At 64.3% G+C, this 21,762-nt stretch carries 27 protein-coding genes; 15 read left to right on the top strand and 12 right to left on the bottom strand.

What is annotated here, in order from left to right:
* Nucleotides 1–32 precede the first annotated feature (32 nt).
* A complete protein-coding gene (gene rplJ, locus JNM03_RS17745; RefSeq protein ID WP_294038673.1) occupies nucleotides 33–548 on the bottom strand; it encodes a 50S ribosomal protein L10 in 516 nt (171 codons plus the stop codon).
* A 487-nt stretch (nucleotides 549–1,035) separates the two neighbouring features.
* Here rplJ and JNM03_RS17740 point away from each other — a divergent pair, with 487 nt between their 5' ends.
* The 5 genes from JNM03_RS17740 to JNM03_RS17720 all read left to right on the top strand — a co-directional run bounded on the left by JNM03_RS17740 (nucleotide 1,036) and on the right by JNM03_RS17720 (nucleotide 3,278).
* Nucleotides 1,036–1,596, top strand: a complete 561-nt coding sequence (locus tag JNM03_RS17740) for a PadR family transcriptional regulator (protein ID WP_294038706.1) — start codon at nucleotides 1,036–1,038, stop codon at nucleotides 1,594–1,596.
* Nucleotides 1,596–1,913 carry a DUF2218 domain-containing protein gene (locus tag JNM03_RS17735; protein WP_294038671.1) on the top strand — a complete coding sequence of 106 codons (318 nt, stop codon included), beginning with the start codon at nucleotides 1,596–1,598 and terminating at the stop codon, nucleotides 1,911–1,913. The genes JNM03_RS17740 and JNM03_RS17735 overlap by 1 nt, the downstream gene beginning before the upstream one ends.
* A gap of 193 nt (nucleotides 1,914–2,106) precedes the next feature.
* Nucleotides 2,107–2,631, top strand: a complete 525-nt coding sequence (locus tag JNM03_RS17730) for a DUF2975 domain-containing protein (RefSeq protein WP_294038669.1) — start codon at nucleotides 2,107–2,109, stop codon at nucleotides 2,629–2,631.
* Complete coding sequence (locus tag JNM03_RS17725; protein WP_294038668.1) at nucleotides 2,631–2,840, top strand: helix-turn-helix transcriptional regulator; 210 nt, start codon at nucleotides 2,631–2,633, stop codon at nucleotides 2,838–2,840. The genes JNM03_RS17730 and JNM03_RS17725 overlap by 1 nt, the downstream gene beginning before the upstream one ends.
* A gap of 144 nt (nucleotides 2,841–2,984) precedes the next feature.
* On the top strand, nucleotides 2,985–3,278 hold the full coding sequence (locus tag JNM03_RS17720; RefSeq protein WP_294038666.1) for a zf-TFIIB domain-containing protein: 294 nt from the start codon (nucleotides 2,985–2,987) through the stop codon (nucleotides 3,276–3,278).
* A 38-nt stretch (nucleotides 3,279–3,316) separates the two neighbouring features.
* On the opposite strand, the gene JNM03_RS17715 is transcribed toward JNM03_RS17720, so the two are convergent.
* From JNM03_RS17715 to JNM03_RS17705, 3 genes are all read right to left on the bottom strand, one after another.
* A complete protein-coding gene (locus JNM03_RS17715) occupies nucleotides 3,317–4,714 on the bottom strand; it encodes an amino acid permease (protein ID WP_294038665.1) in 1,398 nt (465 codons plus the stop codon).
* A 71-nt stretch (nucleotides 4,715–4,785) separates the two neighbouring features.
* A complete protein-coding gene (locus tag JNM03_RS17710; protein ID WP_294038664.1) occupies nucleotides 4,786–5,427 on the bottom strand; it encodes a YoaK family protein in 642 nt (213 codons plus the stop codon).
* A gap of 4 nt (nucleotides 5,428–5,431) precedes the next feature.
* On the bottom strand, nucleotides 5,432–5,719 hold the full coding sequence (locus JNM03_RS17705) for a 4a-hydroxytetrahydrobiopterin dehydratase (RefSeq protein WP_294038663.1): 288 nt from the start codon (nucleotides 5,717–5,719) through the stop codon (nucleotides 5,432–5,434).
* 51 nt (nucleotides 5,720–5,770) lie between these two features.
* Here JNM03_RS17705 and JNM03_RS17700 point away from each other — a divergent pair, with 51 nt between their 5' ends.
* The 3 genes from JNM03_RS17700 (at nucleotide 5,771) to JNM03_RS17690 (ending at nucleotide 7,567) form a co-directional block, all read left to right on the top strand.
* Nucleotides 5,771–6,214 (top strand): metallopeptidase family protein, encoded by a 444-nt coding sequence (locus tag JNM03_RS17700; protein WP_294038661.1) that lies wholly within the window; start codon nucleotides 5,771–5,773, stop codon nucleotides 6,212–6,214.
* Entirely contained in the window at nucleotides 6,211–6,795 is a 585-nt protein-coding gene (ccmA, locus tag JNM03_RS17695; RefSeq protein WP_294038659.1) for a heme ABC exporter ATP-binding protein CcmA, read from the top strand. Before JNM03_RS17700 ends, ccmA begins: the two co-directional genes overlap by 4 nt.
* A gap of 124 nt (nucleotides 6,796–6,919) precedes the next feature.
* The gene (locus JNM03_RS17690) at nucleotides 6,920–7,567 is read left to right on the top strand and encodes a heme exporter protein CcmB (protein ID WP_294038657.1); all 648 of its coding nucleotides are present in this window, start codon (nucleotides 6,920–6,922) and stop codon (nucleotides 7,565–7,567) included.
* Between the two features lie 192 nt (nucleotides 7,568–7,759).
* On the opposite strand, the gene JNM03_RS17685 is transcribed toward JNM03_RS17690, so the two are convergent.
* A complete protein-coding gene (locus JNM03_RS17685) occupies nucleotides 7,760–8,725 on the bottom strand; it encodes a DUF3011 domain-containing protein (RefSeq protein WP_294038656.1) in 966 nt (321 codons plus the stop codon).
* 150 nt (nucleotides 8,726–8,875) lie between these two features.
* On the opposite strand from JNM03_RS17685, the gene murA reads away from it, so the two are divergent.
* Nucleotides 8,876–10,159: a UDP-N-acetylglucosamine 1-carboxyvinyltransferase gene (gene murA, locus JNM03_RS17680; RefSeq protein ID WP_294038654.1), complete on the top strand. Its 1,284-nt coding sequence runs from the start codon at nucleotides 8,876–8,878 to the stop codon at nucleotides 10,157–10,159.
* Nucleotides 10,160–10,169: 10 nt separating this feature from the next.
* Here murA and JNM03_RS17675 read toward each other — a convergent pair whose 3' ends face one another.
* The 6 genes from JNM03_RS17675 to JNM03_RS17650 form a co-directional block, all read right to left on the bottom strand.
* The gene (locus tag JNM03_RS17675) at nucleotides 10,170–11,126 is read right to left on the bottom strand and encodes a DMT family transporter (RefSeq protein WP_294038652.1); all 957 of its coding nucleotides are present in this window, start codon (nucleotides 11,124–11,126) and stop codon (nucleotides 10,170–10,172) included.
* Nucleotides 11,123–12,124 (bottom strand): low specificity L-threonine aldolase, encoded by a 1,002-nt coding sequence (locus JNM03_RS17670; protein WP_294038704.1) that lies wholly within the window; start codon nucleotides 12,122–12,124, stop codon nucleotides 11,123–11,125. Before JNM03_RS17670 ends, JNM03_RS17675 begins: the two co-directional genes overlap by 4 nt.
* Nucleotides 12,125–12,310: 186 nt before the next feature.
* The gene (locus tag JNM03_RS17665; RefSeq protein WP_294038651.1) at nucleotides 12,311–13,528 is read right to left on the bottom strand and encodes an argininosuccinate synthase; all 1,218 of its coding nucleotides are present in this window, start codon (nucleotides 13,526–13,528) and stop codon (nucleotides 12,311–12,313) included.
* 89 nt (nucleotides 13,529–13,617) lie between these two features.
* Nucleotides 13,618–14,010, bottom strand: coding sequence for a hypothetical protein (locus JNM03_RS17660; protein ID WP_294038650.1), 393 nt, complete (start codon nucleotides 14,008–14,010; stop codon nucleotides 13,618–13,620).
* A 66-nt stretch (nucleotides 14,011–14,076) separates the two neighbouring features.
* Nucleotides 14,077–14,580 (bottom strand): hypothetical protein, encoded by a 504-nt coding sequence (locus JNM03_RS17655; RefSeq protein ID WP_294038648.1) that lies wholly within the window; start codon nucleotides 14,578–14,580, stop codon nucleotides 14,077–14,079.
* 11 nt (nucleotides 14,581–14,591) lie between these two features.
* A complete protein-coding gene (locus tag JNM03_RS17650) occupies nucleotides 14,592–15,134 on the bottom strand; it encodes a hypothetical protein (RefSeq protein WP_294038646.1) in 543 nt (180 codons plus the stop codon).
* Nucleotides 15,135–15,247: 113 nt separating this feature from the next.
* Here JNM03_RS17650 and JNM03_RS17645 point away from each other — a divergent pair, with 113 nt between their 5' ends.
* Both JNM03_RS17645 and JNM03_RS17640 read left to right on the top strand, forming a co-directional pair.
* Entirely contained in the window at nucleotides 15,248–16,207 is a 960-nt protein-coding gene (locus JNM03_RS17645; protein ID WP_294038644.1) for a YafY family protein, read from the top strand.
* 32 nt (nucleotides 16,208–16,239) lie between these two features.
* Nucleotides 16,240–16,677, top strand: a complete 438-nt coding sequence (locus JNM03_RS17640; RefSeq protein WP_294038642.1) for a DUF1801 domain-containing protein — start codon at nucleotides 16,240–16,242, stop codon at nucleotides 16,675–16,677.
* A gap of 32 nt (nucleotides 16,678–16,709) precedes the next feature.
* Here JNM03_RS17640 and JNM03_RS17635 read toward each other — a convergent pair whose 3' ends face one another.
* Entirely contained in the window at nucleotides 16,710–18,422 is a 1,713-nt protein-coding gene (locus tag JNM03_RS17635; protein ID WP_294038640.1) for a class I adenylate-forming enzyme family protein, read from the bottom strand.
* Nucleotides 18,423–18,556: 134 nt separating this feature from the next.
* Here JNM03_RS17635 and lgt point away from each other — a divergent pair, with 134 nt between their 5' ends.
* Genes lgt through pgeF form a run of 4 tightly spaced genes read left to right on the top strand, consistent with a single transcriptional unit; the run spans nucleotide 18,557 to nucleotide 21,720 of the window.
* On the top strand, nucleotides 18,557–19,378 hold the full coding sequence (gene lgt, locus JNM03_RS17630) for a prolipoprotein diacylglyceryl transferase (protein ID WP_294038702.1): 822 nt from the start codon (nucleotides 18,557–18,559) through the stop codon (nucleotides 19,376–19,378).
* Nucleotides 19,371–20,435 carry a class I SAM-dependent methyltransferase gene (locus tag JNM03_RS17625; RefSeq protein WP_367236029.1) on the top strand — a complete coding sequence of 355 codons (1,065 nt, stop codon included), beginning with the start codon at nucleotides 19,371–19,373 and terminating at the stop codon, nucleotides 20,433–20,435. Before lgt ends, JNM03_RS17625 begins: the two co-directional genes overlap by 8 nt.
* On the top strand, nucleotides 20,432–20,950 hold the full coding sequence (locus tag JNM03_RS17620; protein ID WP_294038638.1) for a GNAT family N-acetyltransferase: 519 nt from the start codon (nucleotides 20,432–20,434) through the stop codon (nucleotides 20,948–20,950). The genes JNM03_RS17625 and JNM03_RS17620 overlap by 4 nt, the downstream gene beginning before the upstream one ends.
* Nucleotides 20,947–21,720: a peptidoglycan editing factor PgeF gene (pgeF, locus tag JNM03_RS17615; RefSeq protein ID WP_294038637.1), complete on the top strand. Its 774-nt coding sequence runs from the start codon at nucleotides 20,947–20,949 to the stop codon at nucleotides 21,718–21,720. The genes JNM03_RS17620 and pgeF overlap by 4 nt, the downstream gene beginning before the upstream one ends.
* The last annotated feature ends 42 nt before the right edge of the window (nucleotides 21,721–21,762 follow it).

Here is a 21,762-nt window from a genome sequence, read left to right as displayed (position 1 = left end):
GTCCCGGCAGTAAGTTTCAGTTCAGTTCGAAATCACGCTGCTTCTTTGGCGGCATATGCGCCAAAAACCCGCGCCAACTGGCCGGCCGGAGCTGCGGCAATCTGCGCAACCTTGGTGGCCGGAGCCTGCACAAGACCGATGATCTTGGCACGCAGTTCGTCAAGCGAGGGAAGCGAAGCCAGCGCCTTCACGCCATCAACGTCGAGCACCACGTCGCCCATGCCGCCGCCAACGATCTCAAGCCGATCATTGGTCTTGGCAAATTCCACGGCGATCTTCGCAGCCGAGACCGGATCGGTCGAGGTTGCAAGGGCCGTGGGACCGGTCAGCAGGTCGCCGATACCGGTGTAGGACGTGCCATCGAGCGCGATTTTGGCAAGACGGTTCTTCGTGACGCGAAAGTCGGCTCCTGCATCGCGCATCTGCTGGCGCAGCACCGTCGACTGGGCGACGGTCATGCCAAGGTTGCGGACGACCACAACAGCGGCAGCTGACGACAGCGTAGCGTTCAGCGAGGATACGGCTTCGGCCTTTTCCGTACGATCCATGCCTATACTCCACTCATCTGCCCGGATGCGCAGGCGTCGAAACGCACGCGCCGCCGGGCGGCTAACACACGCAAACGACAGACATGGGACGCATCCCGCCTGTCTTTCGCGCAACGATGTCCGATGGGGTCGGTCAAGCCGCGAACGCCTGGCAATCAGGCGGGCGACCGAAGAAGACTGTTCCCCGTCTCGGCTGGAAATTAAGAAGGGCCAATCCCCTTCACCAACTGTCTCGGACGGAATTGCCACGAGCGAACCCGCTGCAACACGGGGCGCCTGATAGCGATCCGCATCGGGGAGTCAAGCGCAATGGCGGATGCAATGGCGGAAAAGCTCCCCGCCACGCCGATCGAAAAATATTCCGCGATGACTTGCAAAGTTTGTTTCAAGATATATCTTAGAAACATCGAATTGCATGAAGGAGAAGAAAATGCGACATGGAATGAACCGGCATGGTTGCGACAAGCGCCATGCCATGCACCACGAAATGCGACAGGCGATGCGTCACGGCGGCTTTGGGCACGGACGCGGGTTCGGGCGCGGCTTCGGCGGGCGCCACGGACATGACGACGAAGGCCAGGGCCGTCGCCGGCGCATGTTCGACAGCGGCGAGCTGCGGCTCGTGCTGCTGAAGCTGATCGCCGACGAGCCACGCCACGGCTATGACCTCATTCGCCAGATCGAGGATCTGACCGGCGGCGCCTATGCGCCGAGTCCGGGCGTCATCTACCCCACCCTGACCCTGCTGGGCGACATGGGGCTGATCGAGGCGGCCGACAGCGACGGCGCGAAAAAGCTGTTCGCCATTACCGACGGCGGCCAGGCCGAACTGGCCGCGAACAAGGATGTCGTCGAACGGCTGATCGCGCGCCTCACCGAAGTTGGCGAAGAACGCCAGCGCACGGACAGCGCGTCGGTCCGCCGTGCCATGGGGAACCTGAGGGCGGTGCTGATGAACCGTCTGGGCGATCGCGACCTCGATGAGGCGACGCTGCACGACATCGTCGGTCTGATCGACGAGGCAGCTCAGAAGATCGAGCGGCTGTGATGACCAGTAGCATCGCCAAGATCCCCACCGCGCATGCGAGCAAATATCTGCAACAATTGTGCAAGCACTGGCAGCACAATCTGGCGGTCGAGTTCACCCCCGAGCATGGCACCGTGACCTTTCCCAAGGATGCGCGCGGCGCGACATGGACGGATGATGCACTGGTGACGTTCGATGCCGGATCCGACGCCCTGTCCGTCCGCATCGACGCCAGCAGCGACGACCATGTCGAGGCGATGAAAGGCGTGGTGGCGCGCCACCTCGATCGCTTTGCGTTTCGGGAAGCGCCATTGGGGTTCGACTGGGCTGCTACCTGAGCGCCAACCTCGCCCAACAGGCATCGTCATTCCAGCGGAAGCCGGAATCTCTCCGTCGAACATCTGCGCACCGGCGAGATCCCGGCCTCCGCCGGGGTGACGAAGGGCATTATCGTTTTTCGATAATATCGATTGACGATAAGGCAGAATCGGAATATATCGTTTTTCGATAATCAAACTATCGGAGAACGATATGCCTAAAGACCATTCGACCCTGCTGGGCGCGACCCGTGGACTGCTCTGGCTGATGCTGGCGCTCGTCGCGGCGGCCTTTCTGTTCGTGATGGCCGCCGCCGGCGCACTGGTCGTGATCTGGCCCGACATCGCGGTCGGGGTAAAGGACAGCGAAGTCTTCATCGATCCCGCAACGATCCGGCCACCGCTGTTCGCACTGCTCGGCATTCTCGCCATGGTGCTGGCCGTCGCGGTCTTCATCTTGCGCAAACTGCAGGCGCTCGTCGCCAGCGCGTCGAGCGACCCGTTCATTCCCGCCAACGCCGCCCGGCTCCGTCACATCGGCTGGGCGCTCGTCGCGGTGCAGCTGCTTGCGCTGCCGCTGGGGTCGATCGCGCGAAGCATCGCGGTCCCGACGAGCCAGTTCGCCGACATGGGCGGGATCGACCTCAACGGCATATTGTCGATCCTGCTCGCCTTCGTCCTCGCGGCCGTCTTCGAACGCGGCGCGGCAATGCGCGACGAGTTGGAGGGGACGGTGTGATGGCGATCGTCGTGAAACTCGATGACCTGCTTCACGCGAAGCGGATGACGCTGACCGACCTGTCCGACCGCATCGGCATCACGCTGGCCAATCTGTCGATCCTCAAGACCGGCAAGGCCAAGGCGATGCGCTTTTCGACGCTCGAGGCGATCTGCAACGAACTCGAATGCCAGCCGGGCGACTTGCTGGTCTTTGAAGCCGATAGCTGAAGACAGCGCGGCACCCCACTGGCCCCGCAGCCGCTTCCCCGGGCGGCGGCGGGGCTTTTCCTGTCCCGGGAACGCAAATCGGCGACCGGCGTTCCAACCTGTACGGCGGTCATTCTGGCCGCGCATTGCATGAAAGGAACATCCGTGACCGATGCCCAGGGGCTGCTTTGCCCTTCCTGCCGCGTGAATTTGACGATGTCGGAGCGTCAGGGGATCGAGATCGACTATTGTCCGCAATGCCGCGGCGTCTGGCTGGACCGCGGCGAACTCGACAAGATCATCGAACGTAGCGAAGGCGCCGGCGCCCCGCCGCCACCGCGCCAGACCACGCCGCAGCCGCAATATCGCGAGCGCGGCTATGACGATGATCGTCATTACGCCAAGCCCTACAAGAAGAAGAGCTATACGAAGAGCTTTCTCAGCGACCTGTTCGATTGACGATGCGTTCCTCCCCTGCCGAAGGCATGGGGAGGAACTCAGTCCGCTATCGCATTGCGCCGCGCATAAGCGAAATAGACGCCAAGCCCCGCCACATTCCATATCCCAAACCATATCTGCGTCTTCGCTGGCAGGCTGAGGAACAGGTAGATGCAGCCAAGCACGGCGATGCCGCCCACGACCCAGGGCATCGGCGTGCGGAAGGTGCGCGGCGCGTCCGGCGCGCGGCGGCGCATGACGAGCATGCACACCGACACCGCGGTAAACGCCGCGAGCGTGCCGGCGTTCGCCAGCGCCGCCAGTTCGTCGAGCGGGATGAAACCGGCCAGGATCGCAACGACGATCGCGGTGAAGATCGTGATACGCACCGGCGTTCCGCGCGCCGAAAGCTTCGCAAGGCCGCTGGGCAGCAATCCGTCGCGGGCCATGGTGAAGAAGATACGGCTCTGCCCGAAGAAGAAGGCGAGGATCACCGTCGGCAACGCGATCACCGCCGAAAGCGCAAGATATTTCGCCGCACCAGGCTGACCCAGTTCGCGCAGGATCAGCGCCAGCGGTTCGGGGCTGTTCGCGAACCGGCTATAGCTGATCGCTCCGACCGCCGCGACGGCCACGGCGACATAGATGAGCACACAGATGACCATCGATCCGACGATCCCGATCTTGAGATCGCGGTCGGGATTCTTGGTCTCTTCGGCCGCGGTCGCGATGGCATCGAAGCCATAGAAGGCAAAGAAGATGATCGCCGCCGCCGCCATCACGCCGCGCTCGACGCCATCGGGCGCCATATGCTTGGCAAAGCCATAGGGGCTGAACGGTTCTAGGTTCGCGGCATCGAAGGCCGGCAGCGCCAGGGCGACGAACACCGCGAGCGCGATGATCTTCACCACCACCAGGATCGCGTTGACCGTCGCGCTTTCGCGCGTGCCGTAAAGCAGCATGCCGGCGACGATCGCGATGATCGCGATCGCCGGCAGGTTGACGATCCCGCCAAGCTCGGGCCCCTGCATCAGCGCCATCGGCACGCCGGCCCAGGCTTGCAGCAAGGGGGCGGCATAGCCTGACCAGCCGACCGCGACGGCGCTTACCACCAGCGAATATTCCAGGATCAGGCTCCAGCCGACGATCCACGCGATCAACTCGCCGATCACGACATAGCTGTAGGTATAGGCGCTGCCCGACGCAGGGATCATCGTCGCCATCTCGGCATAGGCAAGCGCGGCGCACGCGCAGATCAGGCCTGCCACCGCGAACGACAGGATCACCGCGGGGCCTGCCTTGTCGGCACCGACCCCGATCAGCGTCAGGATTCCCGTACCGACGATCGCCCCGACGCCCAGCGCGATCAGATGCGGCCAGCTGAGCGTTCGGGCGAGGCCATGCCCTTCCTGCTGTTCCGGAACGATGGTCTTGCGGCGCAGCAGGCTGTCGCTCATGCGGTGGCTCCCCTTGTTACTTTATTGCTTGACCCCTTGTGGAACCGCCGCGCCGCGAAGGCAAGGCCGGCTTAGGCCGCCCGCCGCACCGCGCGCAGCGCGTGGATAACCAGTCCGCCGGCCAACAGGGCCGCCAGGCCATAGGCGAGCGGAACCGACCACAGAACCGTGCGTGCGCCAAGGATCGCGCCGCCGACAAGCGCGGCCCACAATCCGAAGTGATGAAACCAGCGCCCGTCCCCCTGCCCGCGCAGCCGGTTGGCGATCTTTTGCCCCATCTGGACGAGCGTCCCGGTCATGTACGTGACGCCGACGACGGCGCCGTCCTTCCCTTCCAGTGCGGCGTTGACCAGCCCCATCGCCAGGGCAAGGCACGCGATGGCCGGCCATTCGCCGCCGCCCAGCCGTATCGGCGCCGCGACCACCATCAGGATGGCGACCAATGACAGGACGGCCGGTGTACGCCTCGATCCGACGCGCGCCGCCAGCAGCGAACCGACGACCACCCCGGTCACGAACAGGGCGATCAGCCCCCCTGCGATCAACGCCGCCTGCCGCACTTCGGCGGCTCCCACCGCGAACCGCGTCGAATTGCCGGTCATGAACGACACGAAAAAGCCGCCCGATTCGACAAAGCCGATCGCGTCGACGAACCCGGCCAGAATCGCGACCCCGATCGCGAGCGACTGGGTGGATCGGTCGAACCGGATCATGGCGTCAGAGCAGTCCCTCGATCGCCTCGGCCAGCGCGACGTCGCGCTCGGACAATCCGTCCGCGTCGTGCGTCGTCAGCAGGATATCGACGCGATTGTAGACGTTCGACCATTCGGGATGATGGTCCATCTTTTCGGCAAGGATCGCGACGCTTGCCATAAAGCCGAAGGCTTGCGCGAAATCGTCGAACCTGAACTGCCGCACGATGCCGTCGCGCACAGGTTCGTGCGTCCAGTCGGGAAAGCGCGCGAACAGCGCGGCGCGCTCTGCATCGTCGAGTTTCTGGACCAAGTCTTTTCTCCCGCTGGTCAAGTTGCGCCTCCCGCCATAAGGAAGGGCGCGATGAGCGACAAGACCGCGCCCCCGATTACGCCCCTTGCCGGACTTCCGGCCGGCTGGACGGGGGCGGCGCCCGACGCCGATGCCCTGTTCGCGATGGCGCAAACTGCGCTCGATGCGTTGCCGGAGGTTTTCAGGCCGCATATCGAAGGCGTCGTGATCGCGATCGAGGAGTTCGCCGACGACGAGGTGCTGAAATCGCTCGACATCGAGCATCCGTACGATCTGACCGGGCTCTACGAGGGCCGCCCGCTCACCGAACGCAGCATCGAGCAGAGCGGAGGGATGCCCGATCGGGTCACGCTTTACCGCATCCCGATCCTCGTCGAATGGATCGAGGGCGGCGAGCGGCTCGACTGGCTGGTCCGCCACGTCCTGATCCACGAGATCGGTCATCATTTCGGCTTTTCCGACGACGATATGCACGCGCTGGAAGACATGGCGTGACCGCGCTGCTGCGACTGGAAGACGTGGCGTGCATCCGCGGCGACCGCCTGCTGTTCGTACGCCTGTCGCTGACACTGGAACGCGGCGCCGCGCTCTGGCTGCGTGGCCCCAACGGCGCTGGAAAATCCAGCCTGATCCGCCTCGCCGCCGGCCTGCTCCGCCCCGCCGCGGGGACCGTCGAACGCCGCGAGCGCATCGCACTGATCGACGAGGCGACGGCGCTCGACGCCGAACTCCCCTTGCGCCGCGCGCTCGATTTCTGGGCGCGGATCGACACGGTCGATGGCCATGCCGTGGATCGCGCGATGGACGACATGGCGCTGGCGCCTCTCGCCGAAGTCCCGGTGTCGATGCTCTCGACCGGCCAGCGCAAACGCGCCGCCATGGCGCGCGTCATCGCCAGCGGAGCGCCGATCTGGCTGCTCGACGAACCCGCGAACGGCATGGACGACGCGGCGCAGGCGCGGCTGGTCGCGGGAATCGCGAAGCATCGCGCGAATGGAGGCGCCGTGCTGCTGGCCTCGCATTTCGCGCTGGGCGTTCCCGATCTGGCCGAACTCGACATGGGCGCGCTGGCGTGAGCCCGCGTCCGTCATTACGAGGCGCCGAGGGCGACGTGGCAATCTCCAGCCATCGGCCTCGCGGAAGGCCGATGGCTGGAGATTGCTTCGCTTCGCTCGCAATGACGAGGTGGGGGGTTCCGGAATGACCGCGCTCATCGCCCTCTTCTGGCGCGACCTAAGGCGCGCGTGGGGCAGCGGAGCGCTCTGGCTCCCCGTCCTGTTCTTCCTGCTCGTCGCGACCGCCTTCCCGTTCGCGGTCGGGCCCGACGCCCCATTGCTGCGCCGCGCGGGTGGCGGGATGGTCTGGGTCGCCGCGCTGCTGTCGGCGTTGCTGCCGATCGACCGGCTGGTGAAGCCCGACAAGGACGCAGGCGTGCTCGACCAGCTTGCCGTGCGCGGCTTCGCCGACGAGCTGATTGCCGCCGTAAAGATCGTCGCCCATGCCATTGGTTTTGGCTTGCCCTTGCTGATCGCGCTGCTGCCCGCATCGGCCCTGCTGGCGCAGGATTCGGCGCGGGTCGAAACGCTGGCGACCGGCATCGCCATCGCCATCCCCGCCCTCGCCTCGCTCGCGCTCCTCAGTGCCGCGCTGACCGCGAACCTGAAAGGAGGCAGCGCGATCGGCGGGCTGCTGATCCTGCCGCTCGCGGTGCCGATGTTGATCTTCGGCGCCGGTATGCTCGACCCGTCGGGTCGCGGCGCGGTGAAGTTGCTGGCGGCAGTGAGTTTGCTGCTGACGGTGATCGGGCCCTTCGCGGCGGGCGCTGCGCTGCGGGGGCTGAGGGAATAGCCGGTAGTGATTGATTGCGGACGTTCTTCTCCCCTCCCGCAGGCGGGAGGGGTTAGGGGTAGGCAGCACCGTCTCAGGCGCCCACCCCGCTGCGACTAACGAACAAGTTCGCAAGTCTCGCTGCCCCTCCCGCCCGCGGGAGAGGAGTTTAGCGTATTTGTCGAACGTCCGCCTCCCACTCCAACGCTGACCTCAATTGAAATCGAGCTGGATGATATCGCTCGGTGTCGCGCGGCAATACATCTCCACCGATTTTGCGCCGTCGGGATATGTCGCGGTCATCGCGGCGCGGATGCGCCAGCCGCCATTGCCCTGTTCCAGCGAGACGAGCTTGTCATAGGACAGATTGGTTCCGCCGGTCGCCCCGATCTGGCGCGCGGCATCGGTCATGCAATTCTGCACCGATGGCCGGGCGGCGCTCGGCAAGCCGTTCAGATTGGCGGTCAGCGTCGCAGGCCCCTGTCCCGGCTGCGCGGTCGCGCTGTCATCGGGGGCGGCGCCGTCCTTCTTTTTCTTCTGGCTCGCGAGCAGCGCGATCAGGCCGCCGGTAACGACGATGCCGCCGATGATCAGGCCGGTGCTCGGCCCTTTCTTCTTTTCGGGTTCAGGTCCGGGCAGCGGTGCCAGGTTGGCATAGCCATAGCCGAACTCGGCGCGGCAACCACTCGTCACCCAGATATAATCGGCGCCATAGCCCCATTGCCGGCCGGCGTTGCACTTGCCGCCGATCTTGCGCACCAGTTCCACGCGCCCGTTCGTCTGCACCGCGCATTGCTCATAACGGTTGCTCCGCGATTCGCAGCGCAGCGTGCCTGCGAAATCATTGCCGGGATAGGTTCCGCCAGCATAGCCATAGCGGAACTCGGCGCGGCAGCCCCCCGACACCCAGATGCCGTCGGTGTCAAAGCCCCAGTCGCGTCCCTTCGAACAGCGCCCGCCGATCACGCGGACGAGTTCGACCCGATTGTCGGTTCGCACATCGCAGCGTTGCTGCCGGTTCCCATAGGATTCGCAACGGATCGTGCCAGCATAGCCCTGATCGTACCCCGACGATCCTGTCGGCGGCGGATAGGGATAGGTCTGCGCAAAGGACGGGACGACGAACTGGCTGGCGACGAACGATGCGGCGGCAATCACCGTGACGGCAGGATTTCGCATAGCTATTTCTCCCCGGTTGAACTCTCTGCGCTACGACCCTCATATCCTTCGACTATCGACGCGAAGTGTTTCACATTTTGACAGGGCGCGCCACCGGGAATGCCCTCCGCATCCGCTTGCGCGCGCCAATGCATGCGCTAAGGACAGACGATGGATCAGATCGTCATTCGCGGCGGCCAGCGACTCAAGGGCCGTATCCCCATTTCCGGCGCCAAGAACGCCGCGCTCACATTGTTGCCGTGCGCCTTGCTCACCGACGAGCCGCTGACGCTGCGCAACCTGCCGCGGCTCGCCGACGTCGACGGGTTCGGCCATCTGCTCAACCAGCTTGGTTGCTCGACGACCATCGAAGGCTCGCGCCCCGAGGATTTCGGCCGTGTGATGACCGCGCGCGCGACCACTCTCACCTCGACCGTCGCGCCCTATGACATCGTCCGCAAGATGCGCGCATCGATCCTTGTCCTCGGCCCGCTGCTCGCGCGCGCGGGCGAAGCGACGGTCTCGCTTCCTGGCGGCTGCGCCATCGGCAACCGCCCGATCGACCTCCACCTGAAAGCACTGGAAGCCTTTGGCGCCGAAATCGAGCTGGCCTCCGGCTATGTAAAGGCGAGCGCTCCCGGCGGACGGCTTGCGGGCGGCAGGTTCACCTTCCCGGTCGTATCGGTCGGCGCCACCGAAAACGCCGTCATGGCGGCAGTGCTCGCCAGCGGCACCTGCGTCCTGGAAAACGCGGCGCGCGAACCGGAGATCGTCGACCTTTGCAACTGCCTCGTCGCGATGGGCGCGCACATCGACGGGATCGGCACCGAGACGCTGACGATCGAAGGCGTCGACCGGCTGCACGGTGCAACCTACCGCGTGATGGCCGACCGGATCGAGGCGGGCAGCTATGCCTGCGCCGCGGTGATCACGCAGGGCGATGTCGAACTGGTCGGCGCGAACGCAGCCGAGATGGACGCAACGCTCGCCGCGCTGCGCGAAGCCGGCGCAACGGTCGAAGAGACCAAGGCGGGCATTCGCGTCGCGATGTCGGGCCGCGCCGAGCCCGTCACGCTGTCGACCGCCCCCTACCCCGGCTTCGCGACCGACATGCAGGCGCAATTCATGGCGATGGCCACGCTAGGCACCGGCGCGTCGCTGTTCACCGAAACGATCTTCGAGAACCGCTACATGCACGTCCCCGAACTCGCGCGCATGGGCTGCGATATCCAGGTCAAGGGCCGAACCGCGATCGTCCGCGGCGTCGAAGGCCTTGTCGGCGCACCCGTGATGGCGACCGACCTGCGCGCCTCGATGAGCCTGATCATCGCCGGCCTCGCCGCCGAGGGCATGACCGAAGTCAATCGCGTCTATCACCTCGACCGCGGCTATGAGCGGCTGGAAGAAAAGCTGCAGGCTGTCGGCGCGGATATCGAGCGGATCAGCGCCGGCTAGGGTCCTGACCCTAGTCGGCGTCGACCGGCACCGACACCATATTGCCGCTGACCGAGGGTCGCTCGGGCCGCTTCGCCACCGCGATCGCCAGCCCGATCAGCGCCACGGCCCCGCCCGCGATCGACAGCGTCGCCCAGCGATAGCCTTCGAGCGCGGTCGAAAAGCCCATCGCGATGATCGGGATCAACACGCTGGACCAGGCCGCCTGCCCCGGCCCGACCGCGCGGATAACGTTGAAATAGAGCGGAAAGGTCACCGCGCTCGCCACGATACCAAGATAAAGGACGCCACCCAGATAGACGGGCGTCGCCTCGATCGCCGGCGGACCGGTGGTAATCCACGCAAACGTCCCGTCGGCGACCGCACCAAAGAGCATCGCCCAGGCGATCATCACCACCATCGGCTGCGCGCGGGCGATCGTCGTGCCCTGCATCACATTGGCCGTCGAGGCGCTGAAAACGCCCGCTAGCGTCAGGACGGTTCCCATGATCACCGCCTGCGGATCGAGCGCGGCGGCGCGATATTCGTGCAGGATCATCAATCCGACCCCGATGATCGCGATCCCCGCCCCGGCAAGGAAACGCCGTTCCAGCGGACTCTTGAGAAACAGCCGCCCCAGCAGCGTGTTCGGCACGATCAACAGCGCGAACAGCACCGCGACAAGCCCCGACGTGATATGCTGTTCGGCGCGGTACACGAAATTGAAGTTGAAGGTGAACTGCGCGATCCCCAGCACCACGGCAAAGGTCATCGCATCGCGGCCCAACCAGATCCTCTCCCCCCTGAAAATGGCAAAGGCGAACATCGCGATCGCGGCAACGGCAAAACGATAGGTCACCGACCAGCTCGGCGGCACGATCCCGAGTTGGCCCTTGATGACGATCCAGGTCGAACCCCAGATCAGCGTGACGAGGATGAAGGGCAAAAAAACGCGCGGGCTGAGCAGCGTCGCGGGCTGCTCGCTCATAGCGCCGAGATGGCGGCCGCGAGCGGCGCTACAGCAGCCGCGTCCTGATCCCAGCTCACGACAAGGCGCGCTGCTCCATCGCCCCAATCATAGAAGTCAAAGCCCTTGGCTCGCAGATCGGCCGCCTCCTCGGCACTGATCCGCACGAACAATTCATTGGCCTCGACCGGATACATCAGCCGGTCGCCGCATGCCGCGGCAACCGCGGCCGCGCCGGCGTTGGCCGCACGGGCATTGGCGAGCCACAGGTCGTCCTTCAGCATCGCGCGAATCTGCGCCGCGACAAAGCGCCCTTTGCTGAGCAAGTGGCCGCCCCGCTTTTTCAGCTCGCGAACCCCGGCGCCGCCGCTACCGCCGAAGAACACGAGCGCTTCCGCCATCATCGCGCCGTTCTTGGTAAAACCGAACGACAGGGCGTCGACACCCGCTCGCCACGTCACATCCGCGGGCGCACAATCGAGGAACGCCACCGCATTGGCGAAGCGCGCGCCATCCATATGCAGCTTCATGTCGTTTGCCTTGGCGATCTGGCTGATCTCGTCCACTTCGTCGGGACGCCAGGCTAGACCATATTCCGTCGCATTGGTGATGCTGATCGCGGCGGGTTGCACCTGATGAACATCCTTGCGGATGCCGGCGATGCGCGCCTTGAGCGCATCGGCGTCGATCTTCGCACCGGTACCCGGCAGGGTCATCAGCTTCGCACCGCCCGAATAGAAGGTCGGAGCGCCGCATTCATCGACCTCGATATGCGCTTCCTCATAGCAGAGAATGCCCTGCCAAGGCCGCACAAAATGGCCGAGAATGATGCTGTTCGCCGCGGTGCCGGTCGATATCCAGACGACCTCGCACGTCGTTTCGAACAGATCCGAAAACGCCGCGTCGAGCGATTGGCTGAGCGCATCGCCGTCATAAGCGGTATCGACATGATTTGCGGCGGCAAGCGCCTCCATCACGGCGGGATGGACGGCGGCAGCATTATCCGAGAAAAAGCGCATGGCGGTCATGCCGCGCCCTTAGCGCAGGAATCGCTGCGGCGCTAATGCGTTAAGAATTGGTACTGCCAATTCGGAGATATTATTGAAAGCAGCGATCCTGCTCCAGCCTGAGATCGGACAAGCACCCGTCACGCCCGCGTCGATGCGTGCGCAAAATCCCATATCCAGAGCATGCCGTCGCCAGGCTCAGCGATCGCGCTTCGCGAGCAACTTCAGGCGCAATGCGTTGAGCTTGATGAAGCCGGCCGCGTCCTTCTGGTCATAGGCCCCCGCGTCATCCTCGAACGTAACATGGCGCTCGCTGTAAAGGCTGTGCGGCGACTTGCGACCGACCACACTGGCGTTGCCCTTGTAAAGCTTCAAGCGAACGGTGCCCGCGACCTTTTCCTGGCTATGGTCGATCGCCGCCTGAAGCATCTCGCGCTCGGGCGCGAACCAGAAACCGTTATAGATGAGCTCGGCATATTTCGGCATCAGTTCGTCCTTGAGATGCGCCGCGCCGCGATCGAGCGTGATGCTCTCGATCCCGCGATGCGCGCGGGCGTAGATTTCGCCGCCCGGCGTCTCGTACATGCCGCGCGACTTCATGCCGACAAAGCGGTTCTCGACGAGGTCAAGGCGGCCAATGCCATGCTTGCGGCCGAGATCGTTGAGCGCGGCGAGCAGCGTCGCGGGGGACATCGGCTGGCCGTTGAGCGCAACGCCGTCGCCCTTTTCAAAATCGATGGTGATATATTCGGGGGTGTCGGGCGCATCCTCCGGATTCACAGTGCGCGAATAGACATAGTCGGGGGTCTCTTCCCACGGATCCTCGAGCACCTTCCCCTCGGACGAAGTGTGAAGAAGATTGGCATCGGTCGAGAACGGGCTTTCGCCGCGCTTGTCCTTCGGCACCGGAATCTGGCTTTTCTCGGCAAAGTCGATGAGAGCGGTACGGCTGGTCAGATCCCACTCGCGCCAGGGTGCGATGACCTTGATGTCGGGGTTCAGCGCATAGGCGCTGAGCTCGAAGCGCACCTGATCATTGCCTTTGCCCGTCGCCCCATGCGCGACCGCATCGGCGCCCGTTTCCTTCGCGATCTCGACAAGCCGCTTCGAAATGAGCGGGCGCGCGATCGAGGTGCCGAGCAGATAATCGCCCTCATACCGGGCATTGGCGCGCATCATCGGAAAGACGAAGTCGCGGACGAATTCTTCGCGTACGTCATCGATATAGATATGCTCGGGCTTCACCCCCATCAGCTCGGCCTTGGCGCGCGCGGGTTCCAGCTCGTCGCCCTGCCCCAGGTCCGCGGTAAAGGTCACGACCTCGCAGCCATAGGTCACCTGCAGCCATTTCAGGATGACGCTGGTATCGAGACCTCCCGAATAGGCGAGGACGACGCGCTTGAAGGACTCGGACATGACAGCACCTTTTGGCGGGGAAAGACGCGGGCGCGGCTAGCAGGCCGCCGCCGAAGGTGCAACCGGATTGGGACGCCGGGAACCTGACGTTAACGGTCGCGGGGAGCAGGTGGCTGGTTGGCGATAAACTGCTGACAGACCGCTTTTGGGAGATGAATTATATCCATTCGCCCGTCGCTCGCTGCCCTGCTGAAAATGCACCAGAAACCTCGATCGCCATATTGCGCAAGTTCCGACCGTTCGAAAACCATCTCCTTGTCGGCGTAGTTCCCCGTTTCATCCTCGGCGTGGACAGGACGGCGACCTTCCAGCAGATATGCGATCGCATGACTGCCCTTGGGAACCGGCCCAATGGTCTGGGTACCGATCAACCAAGTCGTACTCGACGGCATGATATTGGCGACAATGATCTCGTCGGCCGACGCTAAGCTGGACAGGAGCGAGGCGATGGCGGCGATAGCCGCAGCAGCAGGTCTGAGCATGAGTCCTCATCCACAAGATCGACCCATTCCACTAGCTAGCTTTCCGACACTCGTCGGGCAACCCTGTCATCCCACCCGCGTCCAGTTCATCCACCAGCTCCAGTCCCAGCTCTTGCCGCCGTCGGTCGAACTGGACTGATGCCAGCGGCAACTCGTCGGCGTGATCCGGTCCCATATGCCGCGATAGAGATTTGTTGCACCATCGGCCTGCTCCTCGGACAGGAATATGCCCTCTCCATCGACAAAGGTGCCAAGCTGCGGCGCATTGACCACGCCGTCATAGCTACCGGTCCAATGGTCGGTCCATTGGCCTTCCTTGGGGCGCCAGACCCGGACTCCCATGCCGCGAAACTTGTCGGACGGGATGCGCAGTTCCTCGATGCTCGCTTGTCCGCCCATCACACGGTGGACGGTCGCCGCCCCTGCGAATTCTTCCCAGACGTCGGCCGTCCCGTCCTTGAGCCGGCGATTGTGGATGCGCCACTCGCCGGCAAGGAAATCGAAATCGCCGATCCCGCGGCCCGTTACGACACCCTTGCCCGGCGGGCCGTAGAAATATCCGTCCGTCATATCTGCCTCCCTTATGCCACCCGCGTCCAGTCCATGTACCAGCCGCGCTCCCAGCTTGTGCCGCCGTCGCGCGACATCATCTGGTACCAGCGGCAGGACGTCGGGGTGATCTTGTCCCAGACCGCCTTCACCTTGACCGGTTTCCCATCCATCTCGTCATCCGCGGTAAAGACGCCGGCGCCATCGATGAAACGCCCGAGTTGCGGCGGGTTGACCACGCCGTCTTCGGCTGCGGTCCAGTGGTCGGCCCAGAGGCCGTCCCTGGGATGCCAGACCCTGACGCCCATTCCGAGGACGCGGCCGTCGCCCTTGCGCAGTTCCTCGACGCTGCCCATGCCGCCGAGCACGCTGCGCACCGTCGCGCTGCCATCAAGCTCGCGATGGCCGTCCGGCCCCGATGTGTCGAAGCGGCGATGTTTGATCGCCCATTCGCCGGTCAGGAAATCGAAATCCCCTGGCCCCTTTCCCGTAACAATCCCTCCGACGGGATCCGCCGCGAGAAGCCCGCGCGGCGAGAAGGCCAGAGCCGCTGCAAGCGCACCGCTAGCGAGCATCTGTCGGCGCCTTATCAATTGCATCGTCACACACCTTTTTCCTGAAGAGCTTCCTTTCATAAGACACTATTCCTGACATCTATCGTCAGCTATTATGTGACAGAGAAAAATCGATGCGTGCCAGCCGTCTCCTTTCGATCCTCATCCTGCTGCAACTGCGTGGACGGCTGACTGCATCGGACCTCGCGATCGAGTTCGAGGTGTCCGAACGCACCATCTATCGCGACATCGACGCGCTGAGCGCTGCCGGGGTACCGATCTATGGCGACCGTGGGCCGGGCGGCGGCTTCCAGCTCCTGGACGGCTACCGCACGCGGCTCACCGGCTTGTCGACGGGCGAGGCGGAGGCCGCGATGATGATCGGCCTTCCCGGGCCCGCTGCCGAACTGGGACTTGGTACGGAAGCCAGCGCGGCACGAAACAAGCTGATGTCCGCCCTGCCCGACGCCGGCGCGGCACTGGCAGACCGGATGGCCGCCCGGTTCCACCTCGATCCGATCGACTGGTATCGCGGCAGCGAGGCGCTGCCATATCTGCCGACCATCGCCCGCGCGGTGCTCGATCAGCGCACCCTCCGGATGCGTTACGAAAGTTGGCAAGGCGTCCGCGACTGGAACGTCGAGCCGCTGGGCCTCGTCCTGAAAGCGGGCATCTGGTATCTTGCGGCGCGCGGGGCGGAGAAGGTCCGCGTCTTCCGCGTCTCTCAGATTCAGGCGTTGACCGTCAGCGATGCCGGGTTCGAACGACCTGTCGATTTCCATCTCGCGACATGGTGGCGAACCGAACAGGCGCGTTTCGAGGCCGATCTGTTCACGACCCAAGCCATCGTCAGAGCCTCGGCCGAGGGATGCAAACGCCTTGCCGCGCAGTCGCCGCGCGGTGCAACGGCGGTGTCCGCAGCGGCGCCCGCCGACCCTGACGGCTGGCGCCGGATGACGATGATGATCGAAGACGCCGATCATGGCGCGCGCGAAATGCTGGCGCTCGGCGCCGAAATCGAAGTTGTCGGACCCGACAGCTTCCGGCGGCGCGTCGCCGCGCTGGCACGCGAGATTCTGGCGCGACACGGTTGAACAGGCTATCATTCGCGCAAGGGAGTGAAGCCATGGGCAAGGCCGAGATCAAGACCAAGGCAACCGACGTCAGTGTCGCCGAATTCATCGCGGCGATCCCCGAAGTCCGGCGGCGGGAGGATGCGGCGGTCGTCGACGCAATCCACCGCCGCATAACCGGACTGGCGCCGAAGATGTGGGGACCATCGATCATCGGCTACGGCAGCTACGACTATGTGTACGACAGCGGCCGGTCGGGGACCATGTGCCGCGCCGGCTACTCGCCCCGCAAGGGTGCGATGACGCTCTATCTCGTCGGCCACTACCAGAATCGGCAAAGCGAAGCCGACGCGCTGCTGGCAAGGCTCGGCAAGCACAAGACCAGCAAGGCGTGTCTCTACATCAACAACCTCGCCGATGTGGACGTCGCCGTGCTCGAACAGCTTGTCACGCTGAGCTGGGACGTAATGAACGAGCGCTATCCGGAATAGCGCGCCGGCGAACGCGCCGGCGCGCGAATAGTCTAGGCGGTCGCTTCCGCCGCATATTCATCCCGATAGACCTTGCGCAGGCTGACCTTGTCGATTTTTTCGCTGCCAAGCTTGGGCAGCGCGTCGTTCGACATCCAGATTCGGCTCGGCACCTTGTAAGGCGCGAGCCGCTGGCCAAGAAAGACGGACATATCCTCTGCCGACACGCTGCTGCCGGGCTTCATCCAGATCACCGCGCCGACGACTTCGCCGAGCCGCTCGTCGGGCAGGCCGAATACCGCGCACTCGTTGGCATCGGGATGTTCGTAGATCGCGGCCTCGACCTCGGGGCAGCTGATATTTTCGCCGCCGCGGATGATGATGTCCTTCTTGCGATCGACGATGAACAGATAGCCGTCGGCATCGAGATACCCAAGGTCACCCGAACGGAAATAGCCATTGTCGAAGAAGGCTGCCTTCGTCGCTTCCGGATTGTTCCAATAGCCTTCGAAATTGCACACCGAACGGATGCATACTTCGCCGACGCTGCCTTGCGGTTGCTCGACCCCATTGTCGTCAAGGATCGCAAGATCGACGAGCGGTTTCGACGCGGGGCCGGTCGATGTCGGCTTCTCGAGATAGTTTTCGTTGATGATGCCGCATCCGACCGCATTGGTTTCGGTAAGGCCATAGCCGAGCAGCGGCTTGCCCTCACCCATCTCGGTCGCCAACCGCCGGACATGTTCCGGCGGGCGTGGCGCGCCTCCGCCGGCGTAGCTCTTGCACGTCGACAGATCGTAATTCTTGCGGTTCGGGCTGACGAGAATTTCATAGCTCATGAGTGGCACGCCCACGAAATAATTGACCTTCTCGTCCTGGATGAGCCGCATCGCTTCGTCGGCGTTCCATTTCGGCATCAGGACAAGCTTGCGCCCGAGCGCCATGCTCTGGAGGAACACGGGAATCTCGGCCGTGACATGGAACAGCGGCGTGCAGATCAGGGTCGCGGGCTGAAGATCGGACATCTGCCCGTCTTCCGTCAGCAGATGAACGATGCTCGCCGTCTGCGCCACATAGTTGAAGATTGCCTGTACCACCGCTTCGTGGCGCGAATAGGCGCCCTTCGACTGGCCAGTCGAACCCGAGGTGAAGAGGATGGTCGCCAGATCCTGACCGGTCAGCACCGGTAGCACGGTCGCCGCGCCGCCGCCGGCATCGGTGATCGGCGCGATCGCGCGGTCAATGGGCTGAGCGATGTCCAGTGTGACGAGCCTTGCACCGTGCGACACCCCCGGCTCCTGAAGCCGCGCCGCCCGCTGGACGTCAGCGATGACCAGCTTCGCTTCGGCATCGTCGATCCCCGCCGCAAGTTCGCTGCCCTGCCACCAGCCGTTGAGCAGGGTCGCACAGCCGCCGGCGAGCAGGATGCCGACATAGGTCACGCACCAGGCATTGGCGTTGCGCATCGCGATGGCGACGCGATCGCCGCGCTGCACGCCGTATCCTTCGACCAGTCCCGCCGCAACCTGGCGCGCCGCGGCATAGAATTGCCCGAAACTCAGCCGTTCGTCGCCCTCCACCAGAAAAGTCGCGTCGCCATGCTGCGCCGCGAAAAAGGCGACATAGTCGGCAAGATTCGTCGGTGCATTCGCAATGAGGGGGAGCTGGCGACCAAAGCGTTCCACCGATCCGATCTGGATCGGCCCGCCGGGCCCGGTGATCAGATTATACGCGGATTCGAGGCGCAGATCGAGCGCGGAAGGCATTGGGCATCTCTCCTCTTGGTCTCTTTCGCCTTACCCCCTATGGGGAAGGCCTCTCCTGGGGAAGGTGTCGAGACTATATGTTTCTTTTTGCAACCTTAGCCGAAGCAACACAATATGTGAACTTCACCGAGCTGATGGGCGAGCATAGCGAGGTCGCCTTCAGCGTCTTTGGTTTGCCGATCCGCTGGTATGCGCTTGCCTATCTCGCGGGTATTTTTCTTGGCTATTGGTATCTGCTCAAGCTGATCGATCAGCCCGGCGCCCCGATGGCGCGCCGTCACGCCGACGACATGATCTTTTATGCCATGCTGGGGATCATCCTCGGCGGGCGCCTGGGTTATGTCCTGTTCTACAATCTGGAATCCTATCTTCAGTCGCCGGCCGCGATCTTCCGTTTGTGGGACGGTGGCATGTCGCTGCACGGCGGGGTACTGGGTGTTCTGCTCGCGATCTGGTATGTGACGCGCAAGGAAAAGCTGAATTTCCTGCGCTTCTGCGACTATATCGCGTGCACCATCCCGTTCGGGCTGTTCCTTGGCCGCCTCGCCAATTTCGTCAACGGCGAGCTTTGGGGTCGCGTGACCGATGTGCCTTGGGCGATCATCTTCCCGCGCGGCGGCCCCGACCCCCGCCACCCAAGCCAGCTTTACGAAGCGGGACTTGAAGGCATCGTGATGATGGCCGTCCTCGCCTTCTTCTTCTGGCGCACCGATGCGCGGTACAAGCCCGGCTTCCTCGTCGGCATGGCTTCCATCCTCTATGGGCTGAGCCGCTTTACGGTGGAGTATTTCCGCGAACCGGACGTCCAGCGGATGAATGTCGTCGAGGCGACCGGCCTGTCGATGGGGCAATGGCTGACGGTTCCGATGCTGGTGATCGGCGTCTGGCTCGTCGCGACGGCGAAGAGCCGGCGCCAACGGATCGAGCCGGTCGCGGGGACGGACAGCGTTGCCTGACGGCCCGCCGACGCCGCAGCAGTTGATCAGGGATATCGCGGCCGCAAGGCCGATGTCGGTTGCCGACTATATGGCAGCGGCCAACGGGCACTATTATGCAACCCGCGATCCGCTCGGCACCCAGGGCGACTTCACCACCGCGCCCGAAATCAGCCAGATGTTCGGCGAGATGGTCGGCGTCTGGATAGCCGACCTGTGGTCGCGCGCGGGCAGCCCGGCCTTTCGCTATGTCGAACTTGGCCCCGGCCGCGGCACGCTTGCCGACGACGCGCTGCGCGCTATGGCGCGTTTTGGCTGCGTGCCGGTGGGCATCGATCTGGTCGAGACGAGCCCGACGCTGCGCGCCGCACAGCATATCCGGTTGCCCGCCGCCGAACATCACGACGAGGTCGACGCGCTGCCCGACGACGCACCGCTGTTCGTCGTCGCGAACGAATTTTTCGACGCCCTGCCGATCCACCAATATGTCCGCGTCGCCGACGGCTGGCGCGAACGCATGATCGAACGCCGCGATAGCATATTGGCGCCGGTGGCCGGCGGCATTCAGGTCGATGACGCAATACCCGCTGCGCTGCGAAGCCAACCCGAGGGAACGATCGTCGAGACGATGCCGGTCGCGGCGGCGATCATGCAACGCTGTGCCTTTCGCCTCGCGCGGCAAGGCGGCGCGATGCTCGCGATCGACTATGGCTATGCCGGCCCCGCGGCGGGCGACACGTTGCAGGCGATGAAGGCGCACCAGTTTACCGATCCCTTCGCCGATCCGGGCGAGGTCGATCTGACCGCGCATGTCGATTTCACCACGCTTGCCGCGGCCGCGCACGATGTCGGCGTGTCGGTCAGCGCCCTCGCAACGCAGGGCGAATGGCTGCAACGGCTCGGCATCGACGCGCGGCTCCGGTCGCTCTCCGTCGCTGCGCCGAACCGCGCCGAGGAATTGAAGGGCCAGCGCGACCGCCTTGTCGAGGCAATCGCAATGGGTAGCCTGTTCAAGGTGATGGCCTTCACAGCGCCCGGCTGGCCCGCCCCCGCAGGATTCACAGGAGACGCCGCATGACCCCCATCCAACTGGCCGAACGCGGAGACGCAGAAGCCATCGCTGCCTTTGCCAACGGATCGTTCACCCACACCTTCGGGCATATCTATGACCCCGTCGACCTGGTCGCCTTTCTGGCGGAATGGAATCCCCCCGCCCGTGTCCGCGCACAGATCGCCAGCGACGATCATGACATCGCGCTGGTACGCAGCGAAGCCGGCGCGATCCTCGGCTATATCAAGATGGGCCCGGTCGATTTCGACCTGCCCGACGATCAGCCGACCGACGATGCGGTCGAGTTGCACCAGCTCTATGTCGCCGAAGCCGCAAAGGGGACGGGCGTCGCGGTGGCCCTTATGGAATGGGGCATTGCCTGGGCGCGCGAGCGGGCGTCTATCCTCTACCTCACCGTCTTCACCGACAACGACCGCGCGCAGGCCTTTTATCGGCGCTACGGCTTTTACGACGTTGGCCGCAACGAATTTCGCGTCGGCAATCATATCGACGAGGATCGCTTTTTCAGGCTCGACCTGTGACAATTCCCTTCACCACGGCCGCGCCGCTGGAGGCGATCCCGCACGGCTTCTTCGGTCGCCGCGGCGGGGTGTCCTCCGGCGAACTCGCCTCGCTGAATTGCGGCCTCGGTTCGCTCGACGATCCCGCGCTGATCGCCGAAAACCGCCGGCGCGTGGCAGATACCATATTGCCCGGCGCGACGCTGACCGGCCTTTACCAGGTTCACGGCAATCGCTGCGTGGTCGTCGATCGCGATACCGACCTTGCCGCGCGACCCGAGGCTGACGCGCTCGTCACCAGCACCCCCGGCGTGCTGCTTGGCATCCTGACCGCCGACTGCGTGCCGGTGCTGTTCGCCGACCGCGAAGCCGGCGTGATCGGCGCCGCGCATGCCGGCTGGAAGGGAGCGCTCGCCGGAGTCACCGACGCCACGCTCGACGCGATGGAAGGTCTGGGCGCCGTCCGCGCGAATGTCGCCGTCGCTATCGGCCCATGCATCGGTCGCGCCTCTTACGAAGTCGACGACGGTTTTACCGCGCGATTCCTGGCCGATGATTCCGCGAACGAACGATTCTTCGCAGCCTGCAAACCCGGACATGCGATGTTCGACATCGCCGCCTATGTCGCCGCGCGCCTCGCCGCTGCCGGCGTACGCCGAATTGCCATCGGCGGACAGGATACCTATGCCGAGGTCGATGAGTATTTCAGCTATCGCCGCGCGGGCCACCGTAACGAGAACGGCTATGGCCGCCAATTGTCGGTGATCGGGCTGGGCACATCATCCCCTTGATCGTGACCCTGAACTTGATCCGGGATCCGGCTTCCTCGAAGA

This window comes from Sphingopyxis sp. (genome assembly GCF_016793825.1).
Classification (GTDB): domain Bacteria; phylum Pseudomonadota; class Alphaproteobacteria; order Sphingomonadales; family Sphingomonadaceae; genus Sphingopyxis.
This window is presented reverse-complemented; position numbering and strand designations above follow the sequence as displayed.

Excerpts from the sequence above, each read along its gene's own strand:
- rplJ (WP_294038673.1), bottom strand. The coding sequence starts at position 548 with ATGGATCGTACGGAAAAGGCCGAAGCCGTATCCTCGCTGAACGCTACG.
- JNM03_RS17740 (WP_294038706.1), top strand. The coding sequence starts at position 1,036 with ATGCGACAGGCGATGCGTCACGGCGGCTTTGGGCACGGACGCGGGTTC.
- JNM03_RS17735 (WP_294038671.1), top strand. The coding sequence starts at position 1,596 with ATGACCAGTAGCATCGCCAAGATCCCCACCGCGCATGCGAGCAAATAT.
- JNM03_RS17730 (WP_294038669.1), top strand. The coding sequence starts at position 2,107 with ATGCCTAAAGACCATTCGACCCTGCTGGGCGCGACCCGTGGACTGCTC.
- JNM03_RS17725 (WP_294038668.1), top strand. The coding sequence starts at position 2,631 with ATGGCGATCGTCGTGAAACTCGATGACCTGCTTCACGCGAAGCGGATG.
- JNM03_RS17715 (WP_294038665.1), bottom strand. The coding sequence starts at position 4,714 with ATGAGCGACAGCCTGCTGCGCCGCAAGACCATCGTTCCGGAACAGCAG.
- JNM03_RS17710 (WP_294038664.1), bottom strand. The coding sequence starts at position 5,427 with ATGATCCGGTTCGACCGATCCACCCAGTCGCTCGCGATCGGGGTCGCG.
- JNM03_RS17700 (WP_294038661.1), top strand. The coding sequence starts at position 5,771 with ATGAGCGACAAGACCGCGCCCCCGATTACGCCCCTTGCCGGACTTCCG.
- JNM03_RS17690 (WP_294038657.1), top strand. The coding sequence starts at position 6,920 with ATGACCGCGCTCATCGCCCTCTTCTGGCGCGACCTAAGGCGCGCGTGG.
- JNM03_RS17685 (WP_294038656.1), bottom strand. The coding sequence starts at position 8,725 with ATGCGAAATCCTGCCGTCACGGTGATTGCCGCCGCATCGTTCGTCGCC.
- murA (WP_294038654.1), top strand. The coding sequence starts at position 8,876 with ATGGATCAGATCGTCATTCGCGGCGGCCAGCGACTCAAGGGCCGTATC.
- JNM03_RS17675 (WP_294038652.1), bottom strand. The coding sequence starts at position 11,126 with ATGAGCGAGCAGCCCGCGACGCTGCTCAGCCCGCGCGTTTTTTTGCCC.
- JNM03_RS17670 (WP_294038704.1), bottom strand. The coding sequence starts at position 12,124 with ATGCGCTTTTTCTCGGATAATGCTGCCGCCGTCCATCCCGCCGTGATG.
- JNM03_RS17665 (WP_294038651.1), bottom strand. The coding sequence starts at position 13,528 with ATGTCCGAGTCCTTCAAGCGCGTCGTCCTCGCCTATTCGGGAGGTCTC.
- JNM03_RS17660 (WP_294038650.1), bottom strand. The coding sequence starts at position 14,010 with ATGCTCAGACCTGCTGCTGCGGCTATCGCCGCCATCGCCTCGCTCCTG.
- JNM03_RS17655 (WP_294038648.1), bottom strand. The coding sequence starts at position 14,580 with ATGACGGACGGATATTTCTACGGCCCGCCGGGCAAGGGTGTCGTAACG.
- JNM03_RS17650 (WP_294038646.1), bottom strand. The coding sequence starts at position 15,134 with ATGCTCGCTAGCGGTGCGCTTGCAGCGGCTCTGGCCTTCTCGCCGCGC.
- JNM03_RS17645 (WP_294038644.1), top strand. The coding sequence starts at position 15,248 with ATGCGTGCCAGCCGTCTCCTTTCGATCCTCATCCTGCTGCAACTGCGT.
- JNM03_RS17640 (WP_294038642.1), top strand. The coding sequence starts at position 16,240 with ATGGGCAAGGCCGAGATCAAGACCAAGGCAACCGACGTCAGTGTCGCC.
- JNM03_RS17635 (WP_294038640.1), bottom strand. The coding sequence starts at position 18,422 with ATGCCTTCCGCGCTCGATCTGCGCCTCGAATCCGCGTATAATCTGATC.
- lgt (WP_294038702.1), top strand. The coding sequence starts at position 18,557 with ATGGGCGAGCATAGCGAGGTCGCCTTCAGCGTCTTTGGTTTGCCGATC.
- JNM03_RS17620 (WP_294038638.1), top strand. The coding sequence starts at position 20,432 with ATGACCCCCATCCAACTGGCCGAACGCGGAGACGCAGAAGCCATCGCT.